The 12,071-nt window shown below is 34.5% G+C and carries 19 protein-coding genes; all 19 read left to right on the top strand.

Going from position 1 to position 12,071, the window contains the following annotated elements:
• Entirely contained in the window at positions 1–192 is a 192-nt protein-coding gene (locus tag BCI01S_RS20230; RefSeq protein WP_047943125.1) for a hypothetical protein, read from the top strand.
• A gap of 252 nt (positions 193–444) precedes the next feature.
• Positions 445–1,959 (top strand): AAA family ATPase, encoded by a 1,515-nt coding sequence (locus BCI01S_RS20225; protein ID WP_061800885.1) that lies wholly within the window; start codon positions 445–447, stop codon positions 1,957–1,959.
• Positions 1,959–2,390, top strand: a complete 432-nt coding sequence (locus BCI01S_RS20220) for a hypothetical protein (RefSeq protein WP_061800884.1) — start codon at positions 1,959–1,961, stop codon at positions 2,388–2,390. Before BCI01S_RS20225 ends, BCI01S_RS20220 begins: the two co-directional genes overlap by 1 nt.
• 12 nt (positions 2,391–2,402) lie before the next feature.
• Entirely contained in the window at positions 2,403–3,302 is a 900-nt protein-coding gene (locus BCI01S_RS20215; protein WP_053215722.1) for a RecT family recombinase, read from the top strand.
• Between the two features lie 5 nt (positions 3,303–3,307).
• Positions 3,308–4,054 carry an MBL fold metallo-hydrolase gene (locus BCI01S_RS20210; RefSeq protein ID WP_061800883.1) on the top strand — a complete coding sequence of 249 codons (747 nt, stop codon included), beginning with the start codon at positions 3,308–3,310 and terminating at the stop codon, positions 4,052–4,054.
• A complete protein-coding gene (locus BCI01S_RS20205) occupies positions 4,055–4,420 on the top strand; it encodes a hypothetical protein (RefSeq protein ID WP_061800882.1) in 366 nt (121 codons plus the stop codon). It begins immediately after the preceding gene.
• A gap of 17 nt (positions 4,421–4,437) precedes the next feature.
• The gene (locus tag BCI01S_RS24955; RefSeq protein WP_082810106.1) at positions 4,438–5,328 is read left to right on the top strand and encodes a replication protein; all 891 of its coding nucleotides are present in this window, start codon (positions 4,438–4,440) and stop codon (positions 5,326–5,328) included.
• On the top strand, positions 5,297–6,610 hold the full coding sequence (locus BCI01S_RS20195) for a replicative DNA helicase (protein ID WP_235844545.1): 1,314 nt from the start codon (positions 5,297–5,299) through the stop codon (positions 6,608–6,610). The genes BCI01S_RS24955 and BCI01S_RS20195 overlap by 32 nt, the downstream gene beginning before the upstream one ends.
• A 12-nt stretch (positions 6,611–6,622) precedes the next feature.
• Positions 6,623–6,937 (top strand): hypothetical protein, encoded by a 315-nt coding sequence (locus BCI01S_RS20190; protein ID WP_061800881.1) that lies wholly within the window; start codon positions 6,623–6,625, stop codon positions 6,935–6,937.
• 4 nt (positions 6,938–6,941) lie between these two features.
• A complete protein-coding gene (locus BCI01S_RS20185; protein WP_061800880.1) occupies positions 6,942–7,499 on the top strand; it encodes a RuvC family protein in 558 nt (185 codons plus the stop codon).
• A gap of 2 nt (positions 7,500–7,501) precedes the next feature.
• On the top strand, positions 7,502–7,981 hold the full coding sequence (locus tag BCI01S_RS20180) for a hypothetical protein (RefSeq protein ID WP_061800879.1): 480 nt from the start codon (positions 7,502–7,504) through the stop codon (positions 7,979–7,981).
• Positions 7,982–8,046: 65 nt separating this feature from the next.
• Positions 8,047–8,397: a hypothetical protein gene (locus tag BCI01S_RS20175; protein ID WP_061800878.1), complete on the top strand. Its 351-nt coding sequence runs from the start codon at positions 8,047–8,049 to the stop codon at positions 8,395–8,397.
• 123 nt (positions 8,398–8,520) lie between these two features.
• A complete protein-coding gene (locus BCI01S_RS20170) occupies positions 8,521–8,832 on the top strand; it encodes a hypothetical protein (protein ID WP_061800877.1) in 312 nt (103 codons plus the stop codon).
• Positions 8,833–8,878: 46 nt separating this feature from the next.
• Entirely contained in the window at positions 8,879–9,112 is a 234-nt protein-coding gene (locus BCI01S_RS20165) for a DUF3850 domain-containing protein (protein WP_061800876.1), read from the top strand.
• 17 nt (positions 9,113–9,129) lie between these two features.
• A complete protein-coding gene (locus BCI01S_RS20160) occupies positions 9,130–9,405 on the top strand; it encodes a hypothetical protein (RefSeq protein ID WP_061800875.1) in 276 nt (91 codons plus the stop codon).
• Complete coding sequence (locus tag BCI01S_RS25675; RefSeq protein ID WP_167555740.1) at positions 9,402–9,560, top strand: hypothetical protein; 159 nt, start codon at positions 9,402–9,404, stop codon at positions 9,558–9,560. The genes BCI01S_RS20160 and BCI01S_RS25675 overlap by 4 nt, the downstream gene beginning before the upstream one ends.
• A gap of 81 nt (positions 9,561–9,641) precedes the next feature.
• Positions 9,642–10,082 carry an ArpU family phage packaging/lysis transcriptional regulator gene (locus BCI01S_RS20155; RefSeq protein WP_061800898.1) on the top strand — a complete coding sequence of 147 codons (441 nt, stop codon included), beginning with the start codon at positions 9,642–9,644 and terminating at the stop codon, positions 10,080–10,082.
• 141 nt (positions 10,083–10,223) lie between these two features.
• Positions 10,224–11,096, top strand: coding sequence for a cation diffusion facilitator family transporter (locus tag BCI01S_RS20150; RefSeq protein ID WP_061800874.1), 873 nt, complete (start codon positions 10,224–10,226; stop codon positions 11,094–11,096).
• Positions 11,097–11,520: 424 nt separating this feature from the next.
• Complete coding sequence (locus BCI01S_RS20145) at positions 11,521–12,060, top strand: hypothetical protein (RefSeq protein ID WP_061800873.1); 540 nt, start codon at positions 11,521–11,523, stop codon at positions 12,058–12,060.
• Positions 12,061–12,071 lie beyond the last annotated feature (11 nt).

Genomic DNA, 12,071 nt, shown 5'->3' with positions numbered 1-12,071 from the left:
ATGAAAAAGTTCATATGTTTTGGAGAAACAGAAGATTCTCAAGAGCAATGGTTATTAATTGATGCAAAAGACAAAAATGAAGCGATGGAAATAGCCTTTCGTTCCAGTGATTTAGCAGAAATTCAAGCTTGTACTGAATTAACACCAAACGATGAGTCTGGAATTTCTCACACATTTATATGTATTGACTAATTATTACACCGACAAAAGTCGGTACTCTTTTTACACAACTTGCAAAATTTGATGAACAAAAGATGTTCTATTGAAAGGTGGTGATACATATGTGGAATCGTTTATTAAATCTTCTTACTCCAAATAAAAGAGTGAAATGTAAGGATTGTAAAGTTAAATGGCACTTTACTAAAGAACAATTTAATTTTTCTAGAAAACACTATAACGGACCTTATTGTGGGAAATGCGGACAAAAATTATAGGAGGGACATTATGAAGATTCAATTTAAAGAACTAAAACTTATTAATTTCAAGTCCCACAGTGATATCCTGGTTTCCTTTGGCGAGAGAACTGATATCACAGGGGACAATGGGGAAGGTAAATCAACCATTCCGCAATCCATTACATGGTTACTTTATAACACAGATACTTTTGGAAGTAAACTAGATCCTACTCCGATTACTTATGATTCGGACGAAACAAAAGTTTCATTATTGCTTGATGTAGATGGAAAACAAGTGCTAATAGAACGTGTATTAAAAAAAGGTAAATCACAATGCTATGTCAACGAAGTACCGACAGCTGCAACAAAATTTAATAACTTTGTGAATGAATTATTTGATAAGGATTTGTTTTTATCACTTTATAATCCAAATTACTTTTTCACTATGCATTGGGAAAAGCAAAGGGCTATGTTGCTGCAATATGTTTCTGCTCCATTAAAAAAAGAAGTATTAAAGCATATGCTGGACAAGCAATCAGAAGTACTTGAACCACTGCTTAAAAAGCAATCTATAGATGATGTGAAGGCAGCACATTCAGATAAAAAGAAGCGCCTGGATAAACAGTATATTGCTGCACAAAGTAAAACAAAAACACTAAAAGAGCAATTAGAATATCATGCTCCAAGTGTTCCGTTAGAGTCATTGCAAGCTGAATTGAAGCCATTACTTAAGCAAAGAAAAGAGCTAGATGAAATCAACGATTCTGCCAGTACGGTTAACGGAAGAATTAATGTGCTTAATTCTCAAATTCATCATCTGAATAAAGAGAGAGACAGCATGAAAGATGATTGGGCTCTACTCAAAGAAGAAAAGATTGAGGACCATTGTCGTGTTTGTAAACAGCCTTTGCAAGATGAATCCTTAAAGGCAGCAGAAGAAGAAAAACAACAAAGAATGGATAACTTTAAAGCTTCTTTTAATGATGTTATTGCTCAACGAACAAAATTGGAAGAAGAACTAAAAACATTGGAATATATCGATGTTTCTGAAACAAGAGAAAAACTTATGGAATTGCAATCTAAGATAGAACCACTAGAAAAAGAGATTGCTAAACATAAAGATTATAAGCATTACGTGGACCAGGTAGAACAAGCAAAAGCAGAGGAAAAAGAGTGCTTAGAAACGCTAAACGAATCCATCTTTATTCTAGATAGCATTAAGGACTACAAAGCAAAAGAAGCTGAATTACAAGCTGAAAAAGTACAAGCTTTATTTACTACTCTTTCAGTTAGATTGTTCAAACAGAATAAGACAGATGGAGAAATTAAGCCAGACTTTGAAATTGAAATGGATGGCAAACCTTATAGCAAGCTATCACTATCTGAAACTATTCGAGCTGGCTTAGAACTTAGAGATGTGTTATCTGCTCAAAGTGAAGTGATTACCCCAGTATTTATTGATAATGCTGAGTCCATAACCAAATTTAAGGAACCTATTGGCCAGTTAATACTTTGTCGAGTGGTAGCTAATCAAAAATTAAAAATTGAAGGAGTGACTAATTAATGAGCAATATTATGGGATTGGATTTAAAGGTTGATGAAAAGTATATAGGTGAAATTGTTAAAAACGTAGTACAAGCAAGCATAGCAGAAGCACTTGGAGCTAAAGATGATTTAGTTAATACCGCCATTAAGACAATGTTAACTACAAAAGTAGATAGAAATGGAAAAGTTAGTAACTACTCTAGTGATAATAAATATAACCTTATTGATTACTATGTTCATAGCACAGTAACAGATGTTTGCAAAGAAATGGCTTTAGAAATTATTCAAGAAAATAGAGATGCACTGAAAGCAGAATTGAAAAAACAACTGTCCAGTGAAAGAAGTGTTGAAGCATTTACCAAGTCAATGATCGATAGCACTATGGAGAATTTGAATAGAGAATGGTCTCCATCAATTACAGTTCAATTTGATAAAAATTCAAGATACTAGGAGGAATTAAAAATGGCTAATAACTCAATCGTACAATATACACCAGAAATCACAGAAGCATTTAAACCAGAAGTATTACAGGTAATTAGAACATCGATAGCACCAACAGCAAGTGACCAGGAGTTTTTATTATTCGCACATAAGGCAGCTTCTTATGGTCTAGATCCATTTAAAAATGAAATTTTCTTTATCAAATATGGAAACACAGCTCGAATTCAGTTTGCTGCAGAAGCGTATCTTGCTAAGGCTAGACAACAAGAAGGCTTCCAACCACCGGATACTCAAATGGTTCATGAGAATGATGAATTTAAAATCGCGATGAACAAAGAAACAAAGGAAATGGAAGTTGTTCTTCATGAAATTGGTTTCCCGCGTGGAAAGATTATCGGTGCCTATTCTATTGCTTATCGTGATGGACATAGACCTGTAACAGTAATCATGGACATTGAAGAAGTGTCTCATATGTTCACTGGTCAAAATAAAGATAACTGGAATAAGTGGACAGCTGATATGTTTGGAAAACACGTACAACAACGTGCTTTGAAAAAACAATATGGACTAGAGTTTGAAGATGAAACAATCACTCATGGCGAGCCAGAAACTAATATTCCAGAGTATAAGCCACAAGAAAGAAAAGATATTACTCCAACACAAGAAGTAATTGATACACCTAAGCAAGAAGATCCTAAAAAGCTAACTCCTACAGAAAAGGCTCGTGCTGAAATGAACGCTAAATTTAAGAAGCTAGGCATTGTTGGTAAAGATGCAATTGCTGCATATATCGAACAGCATGCACCTGATTTAGTTGGTAAAAACCCAACGTTAGCGCAACTAACTGGATTAAATGATTTATTGGACATGCATATCGATTTGAAAGAAGCTCAAGAGTCTAGTGCGGACAGTTTGGACTGATACTCATGAAAGTAGACATTATAGCAAGTGGTTCGAGTGGCAATGTGATTGCCATTCGTTCCAATCAATCTACTATTCTTGTTGACGTTGGTATTGCCAAAACAAAGATTGAAAAAAGGTTGTTAGAAGTTGGTATTTCACCAACAAGCATTGTGTCCATCTTTATCACACATGCCCATAAGGACCATGTTCAGGGATTGCCAATAGCTAATAAGTATAAGATTCCGGTCTATGCTGCAGAGAATGAATGGAAGTCAATGCCTAAAGTAGATGAGGAATTAAAAAGAGTATTTAAAGCAGGAGAGAGTATTAATTTTGAAGATAAATTCTTTATTGAATCCTTTAAGACTCATCATGATGCTTATGATCCAGTCGGATATACAGTAACGGACTATGAAAATAATAAATGCTCTATCTGTTTAGATACTGGACATGTAGATGAACTAATTCTTGAAAAGATGGAGTTCTCACAGATTTATATTATCGAATCAAATCATGAACCTAACATGGTGGAGGTTTCCGATTATCCTGACAGAGTAAAAGCTAGGATTTTATCAAATGTTGGACATTTATCTAATGAGCAGACAGCTACAGCCCTTTCTAAGCTAGTTCAGGGATTAGGAGAGCAAATATACCTAACACATTTATCAAGCAAAAATAACATGCCTGCGCTAGCCAAAATGACTACTATGAGGGCATTGATGAAAAAAAGCTTCAAAGCAGATGAACATTACAAAATTGAGGTGATTTAGGTGGAAAAGGTTGAATTACCACTTGATGTATATAACGCATTTGAGGGAGTAAAGAATTCATGGGGGAAACTTGTTAATAAAGATGAAATTAACTTATTACTTTTGCAGATAATTCACCTTGCAAGTGAAACAGTTGGAGATTCAGTCGTATTGAAAAAATTTGCTTTAGAACATCCTACCAAATACGTTTGTGCGATTGCTAATGGGTATAAATTGGACGGTGAAACAAAATTAGTAAAGCAAGTAGATCAATTGATTAATACTTGGTTAGATACAGAGTATAAAGGCGATGAAAAGCAAGATAGATTTAATTTCGCTCAGGAACTTACACAATTTATTAAAGGGCGAATATTGTTACAAAAATGATGAATGGATGATTCGTTATGGCAAACCCACAAATTGAACAAGGACACACTAGGATTGCCAACGAGATTCTAGAACACATTTCGAAAACCAATCTCAATGGCACCCAATTTCGAATTGTTATGGTTGTTTGGCGTTACACTTATGGTTTTCAGAGAAAACAGCATGAGTTATCAAGTTCTTTTCTTTCTACAGCAATAGGAATTAAAGATAGAAAGAGCGTCAACAGAGAACTGAAAATTTTGATTGAACGCAACATAATATTTGCCATTGGGAAAGGTTCTAGAGGTGCAAACATTATTAGTTTTAACAAGAATTTTGATGAATGGAAAGAACCACTGTTGGCGACGCACCCTACAGTTGTAAGTGTAGGCGACGTACCCCACAGTAGTGTAGGCGACGTACCCCACAGTAGTGTAGGCGACGTACCCCACAGAACTGTAGGCGACGTAGCCCCACAAGAAAGAAAAAAGAAAAATATAAAGAAAAATACTCGTCAACAAAAAAAGTATGACGAGGAAAGCTCTTATTTTAAAATGGCTACTTATTTTTATGACAAAGTTTTGACAGTGGCAAAAGATGCAGGAGTTGAGCACTTAGTTAAAAAAGCTAATATGCAAAAATGGGCGGATGAATTTAGAAAGCTAATTGAAATAGATGAAGTGGATAAACGTCTTGCAAAAGATGTTATGGATTGGGTAACAAAAGATTCATTTTGGAGAACCAATGTACTAAGCGCCAAAAAATTAAGAGAAAAGTTTGGAGAACTAGCTATCAAGATGAAATCAAGCAAGACAACTAAACAGCCAACTCAACAACAACCACAACAAGATTTTAGGGATAAGGATATAGCATTCTCTAAATTTGTTGCAGCAGGGGGTGATCCTTCTGAATTCGATTGGAGCAGCTGAACAAGAAATAAATGATATATCGGTTGAACAATCTGTATTAGGGGCTATCCTTATTGATTCGAATGTTTTGGATGAAATTACTTTTCTAGAAGTTAGAGATTTTTCTTCTCAAAGGCACCAACAAATATACAAGGTTATGAGGTATCTAGAGAAAAAAGGTGTTCCTGTTGATGTTGTAACTGTTACAGAAACCTATGTGAAATTCGACCAAGTAGAAAATATGGGCGGTGTATCCTACCTTATGGATTTAACAGCCGCCTGTCCTTCTACAGCCAGCACGGAATATTATGCAAGAATTATTCGTTCCAAGGCATTAGAAAGACGCACAAAGAATATGGGCGAGATTATCAAGGGAATGACTAGGGATGATTATGAAACGGACGAAGAGTATTTCTCAGCTATTGAAACATTAGTTGGTGAAATGAGACCGCAGGATAATGTGAAAATGAGAAGCTTTTCTGAAAGTAAAGAAGATTACTTTAAGCATCTATCCACCCAAGCAGATTACATAAAAACAGAGTTCAAGTTTTTTGATAATTGGGCGAAGGGATTATGGCGAGGTTGGTTATATGTAAGTGCTGGAAGACCATCAGTAGGTAAAACAGCTAAAATGCTTCAAACGTGTTATGGAGCTGCTAAACAACATAAAGGTGTAGTTCTTATTTTCTCTCAAGAGATGGGGGAAGACGAACTGAAAGACAGGATGATGTCTTCTGTTACAGGTATTCCTTATCAAAGAATTAAAGCAAAAACTTTAAGTGAAAAAGAACTGGATACCTTAAAAAATGCGTATGAAGGTTTTGAATTTCTGCCTATTTTCATACAAGACAAGCCTTATATAACTATTGATGAAGTAAGGGCAATAGCTAGGCAGTTCAAAAAGAAACATGGAAAAGTAGCTTTAATTGCAGTGGATTACTTACAGATTATGAACATTCCACAACGTAAAGGCGAAAGTAGATCGCAAGCTATTGGAAATGTTACAGGTGCAGCTAAACAGATTGCAAGAGAACTAGAGTGTTGTTTCTATATGCTATCTCAAATGTCTCGTGAGTTTGAAAAGGCATTGAAGCCGCAGCTATCACATTTAAAAGAGAGTGGTTCCATTGAACAGGATGCAGATGTAGTTGAGTTCCTTTGGCACAATCCAGACGATACGGAAATGGGCGGAAAAGTTATTCAACAGACAATAGCAAAAGGTCGAGATACAGGCTTGAATGATTTCAGATTGTTGTTCCAAGGATGGAAGCAGCATTTTACAGAATTACCTAGTAAGGAATAGGAGGAATAAAAGATGGCCGAAACCCAAACTGATAAAGATTTAGAAACATTATTGGATGGAAAAGAATTATCAGCAGAATTAACGGAGTTAAAGGATGTATTAGTTAAGTATGCTCAATCTAGAAAGGTTAACAACGTGAAGGAAAGAGTGAGTTTGATATATGTTGTTTCTGCCGTTTTAAATTGGAATGAAGAAGAATTTTATCAAGTAGTAAATAGAATGAATCGTATTATCGTTAAAAGCAATCTAGGGTTTGATATTAATCAAATAATATCCCAGATTCAATTGATGAATAAAAAAAAACGGTCCATTAAATTAAGAAGGTGAGTTTATGAGATTTATAGGTATAGATCCATCCACGAAGACAGGATTTGTTGCATTAGATGATGAGGAAGGGATTTTAAAAGAAAAAGAGATTACCGGAATAGGTACTGTAGATCCAAAACGCATGAGAACCATGATTATAGATGTTATGGACCACATAAAAAAGGATGACATTATCGCTATTGAGGGATTTGGATTTGCTTCTCAACAAGCAGTGCAGAATGGTGGCATTGGATGGGGAATCCGTATGGCGCTTGATGCTAGGAAAATGAATTACATTGAAGTTGCACCAAATGCACTAAAAAAATATGTTGGCGTAACTGGTTGGACAGGAGAAAAAGGAAGTAAGAGAAGATTATCTGGTCCTGAAAAAAAGAGAGCTGTTAAGGCGGCTGTAAAGGAACACTTTAATTATTCTCATAAAAGCGACAACGTAATTGATGCTTATGTATTGGCTCAAATAGCAAGAGATGTATATTACACCAAGCATAGCCCATTAATAAAGGAATACGGAATTAGTTATCAAAATGAAGTAATCGACACTATCTTAAAAGGAGCGAATTAATCATGCAAGTATCTGTTAAAGCGCATTTTAACAAACAAACGAAGGATAGCAAAAAGGAGCTTGTTCAATTCCATGTGAAGGGTGAAGACGAGAAAAAGCCGGAATTAAATATGCTCACTCGCGAAATGGTTCTTCTTGAAATTGAAGGAGTGGAACATAAGCTAAAATGTGAATTTAGCAAGACAACTAAGGACAGTAAGAAAACAGTTTTAGAGTTCATTGTGAAAGTCGATGCTTCTGCTGAAAATACATTCAATTTTTATAAAAAAGCAGGCTCAGATGTAACACTCCATATTGTTGAAACTCAAATGAGCACAGATGATTTTGAGGACGAGCACGAGGGCATTCCTTATTCAGTTGATAAAGATGGGACAGCTAATATCAGCCCAGATCAACTTTCTCTAGATGATGTAGACAAGGAAGAAGATGAACTAGACGGAGATCCATTTGCTTCTCCAAACGATGAGGATTCATTAGATTAATAGATTTGCTCCTCTTCTTTCGAGAAGGGGAGAATTAAACCCATTATATTAAGGAGCTGGCAGTAATGAAAATTGAAACTCTAATGAAAAAACATAAAAAAGAAGAATTAGCAGCTATGTTACTTGCAGCACAGGAGGAATTAGAAAAGTTTAATAAAGGAGTATTGTTCCATTCAAATGGCAATATCAATCACACTACTTTTCTTGTTGATGGAAAACCACCTGAAGATATAACTACAGTTCGTATTTGGGCGAATGTGGGTGATGGTGTAGAAGTTTCTTATGAGACCTTAAAAGATTGGAATTTACCATATGATCGCATTTGGGTTTATGGGGAGAAAGAACAGCTGACTAAGGTGTTTAGAGAGTATAAACGTTTAAAAGATGCCGAACGACAAGCGATGTTGAATAGTTGATATGCAATTTCTCTTCGGTTTTTGTCTAGGTCAGATATTTCTTTTTTCGGTTATGTATTTGGGATATAGGCACCAGGAGAGAAAACATAGATAACTATTATTCAATAAAAAGGAGGAATTGAAATGAAAGTATTTAGAATGAACGATTGTGATTGGGTGTGTGCTGAAAACGAAGTTCAAGCAAAGGAATTTTATGAAAAAGAAACTGGATTTGAAAAAGAAGAAATAGAAACTGATTTTTCATCATGGGGAGAAGTGTCCCTATCGGAAACTATGTATGTCAACGTTGATGATTTACCAACAGAAGAACAAACACTCACTCAATTGAATATGAGAAATGTTGGTGGGGAATTATTCGTATTAAAGCCTTTTTCTTGGGTTATAGAAAACGAAAAAATAACTAAACCTTGCATCATTTGTTCAACTGAATATTAATACGCACATTACGAAACTTATCCGCAGAAAGGAAGGGAGAAGGGAAATGAAAAGGCATGAACTGAAAATAGAACCACAATATTACAGTGCGGTTTTGGCGGGAGTAAAAACGTTTGAAATTAGACGGAATGACCGTGATTTTAAAATTGGAGATGAAATACTGCTAACAGAATTTGTACCAGAAGAAAATAGATACACTAACAGAGAATTGCTAAAACAAATCACATATATAACAGACTATGCACAAAAAGACGGCTATGTAGTGATGGGAATAAAATAATTGGAGGGTGAAGGGAAATGGATGAGGTACAAAAATTTATATCCAAAAATCATCATCAATTAGGATACATCATGCAAGAAGCAAGTCGCCAATGGATTGAAAATGATCCTGTTGGAGCGTTAACTGTTGGTGATTGTAATATAGTTGTTCAGATAAATGGTCAGTATCATGAATTGCTTAAAAAAATGGAGAGATATGAAAAAGCATTGAAAGAAATCGCAAATATGCCTTTTAACTTAAGAGAAAACATGGTGAATATTTCTAGAAAAGCATTGAAAGGTGGAGGGGAATGAAGGAATATAAAAAGCTGCAGATAATCAAGCATGCCTTACAGCATTATATTAAACGTCCTAACGCCACAGAGAATGATATCATGGTCGAAAAACGTATTCTTCAGAAAGTAACTAATGAAGTGGAGTTTATGAAAGAGAAATATGGAATCAAATAAAAAAAGCCAGGAATACTCTTCCCAGCAATAAATAAAACAACCTAAATAAATTATATCATGGGGGGAGTCGTCTTGAAACAAATGTCTTTTGTGCTTCCTGAGATAGATAGAAAATTAACGCAGCAGGCTGTGGAAGGCGAACTAGAGAAATATCGATTATTCAAGTATCTAGAATTTGAAGAAAGAGAAGCGAGTATTACTGCAAGTTCAGAATCCAGATACCATGGACCAACTAATCAGACAAGCGACCAGACTTCCAATATTGCTACATATAACGTAGATCAACAAGCATATCGACAAAACTTCATCAATCGAGTAGAAAGAGCTGTAGCAAGGTTGCCTAAGATGGAGAGATTCTTGATTGAAGAAAGGTACATGACCAATGAATCTGAATATATAACGGATTACAATGTATATTGTTTTAAATTTCAACCACCAATAAGCCATGTGACATATAACAAAATCCGATGGAAAGCATTTTATCGATTAGCTTTAAACCTTAATGTAGCTATTACTAGATAATTGTCCCTAAGTAAGAAATTTCACCTTTACCAACTTAGTTAACTTAATCAATTTTTTATAAAAATGGACAAAAAGGTTTCTGTAGACCCACTCGAATTTTACTTGTTAATATTAGATTTATGTTGGCAAGGGGTGGATTGTATGGAAGAACAAAAGTATAAAAATTTAAAACTAGGTGAACGTGGAGCGATTATAAGTATTATTGCTTATATAGTCCTTTCAATATTTAAATTAGTAGTAGGGTATATTAGTAATTCTGCTGCTCTAAAAGCTGATGGACTAAACAACACTACTGATATTATAGCGTCAATTGCTGTATTAATAGGCTTAAGATTAGCTCAAAGACCACCAGATAGTAATCACAAATATGGACATTGGAAGAGTGAAGGCATTGCTTCAATGGTAGCTTCTTTTATTATGATGGTAGTTGGTTTACAAGTATTATTTGAAGCTACTACGTCTTTATTTAGAGGTGAGAGTGAATCACCCGACATTGTTGCAGCTTATGTCGGGTTGATCTCTGCAATAGTTATGTACTATGTTTATCGTTATAATAAAAAACTAGCATTAAGAATAAAAAGTACAGCTGTTATGTCTGCTGCCAAAGATAATATTTCTGATGCCTGGGTGAGTATAGGAACTGCAATAGGAATTTTTGGATCTCAGATGAATATGCCATGGTTAGATTCAGTTACTGCATTTATTGTGGGGATTTTAATATGCAAAACTGCTTTGGGGATATTTAAAGAAGCTACTCATGAACTTTCTGATGGATTTGATGAGGATAAGATAATGACTTACCAGGAAGCAATAATGAATATAGAAGGAGTAAAAGGAATTAAAGAAATTAAAGGAAGGAATTATGGGAACAATGAAGTTATTGATGTTGAAGTTCTTGTAAAATCAACATTGGACATAAGAAAAGCACATGATATAGCTGATATTATCGAACGTACTTTAAGGGACGATTATGGAGTTTATGATGTACACGTTCATGTAGAGCCAAATAATTAATAAAATATAAAAAAAATTTAAAAAAAGTTTAACAGTACTTTAAGATATTAGGTATTATCCGTGTTAAATTTATATTATCAAGAAAATATTCAAAAGAAACGTTCCTAGACTCATAGGAGCGTTTTTCTGTTTTAATGAACAAATACTCTAGTGAGTTATTAAAAACAAAATTTAGGCTATTTCTGTAAGTCTGAACACTATTATAGGATGTGGTGATTATGAAACTTGAAAATCATCTACGAACTGACACCAAAGAGAAGTTAAAGAAGATTAGGAAAGAGAAATTATCTAAGCAGGATTTACGTGAATTGATGGGTACTAACAGGGATACTTATAAAAGGCATAATGGGGCTATTAGGAGAAAAAAGTAGGAAATCAACTTTTTTTGTAGAATTAATACTAAAAATAAAAGGAGTTGAGTTGTATGTTTGAAGTATATAGATCTGATGAATTAGAAAATGCTATTGATTTTTTGGAACAAGCAGCAGTATTTTACAAGGATAATGAAAGTAACCATAGATTTAAATGGGTGTGCATAAGCCTACATGGAGCTCTATACGGTTTTGCGGTCTGTAATGTAAGAGGAACGAATCCTTCTGATCGAGTCCTTGTAGAAAGTAAGAGAGAAAAGAAATATTATGAAAGAGATTTGAAGGGTATCGGTGGAGTTCTTAAGTTGTGTCAAAATAAGGATATGTTAACAACGGAATTTGGAAAAGTATTAGAGTTGAAGGAGAATCAAAGGTTATCGATAGATTTACTGAAGAAATATAGAGATGATTTTTCTCATTTTAAGCCTAGTGGTTATTCAATAATTGGTTCACTTGATGAAGTGGTTTTACCTGTTCTTGAAGTAATCTACTTTTTAGCAATTGAAAGCAATAATGTTCTCTATTCATCAAGGAATCAAAGAGAGAGAATAATACAAGCGATAAATACATTTGAATTAGGAATCATTAATTGATTTTGTCGTTA

Source organism: Niallia circulans NBRC 13626 (assembly GCF_001591585.1).
Classification (GTDB): Bacteria; Bacillota; Bacilli; order Bacillales; family Cytobacillaceae; genus Niallia; species Niallia circulans.
This window is presented reverse-complemented; position numbering and strand designations above follow the sequence as displayed.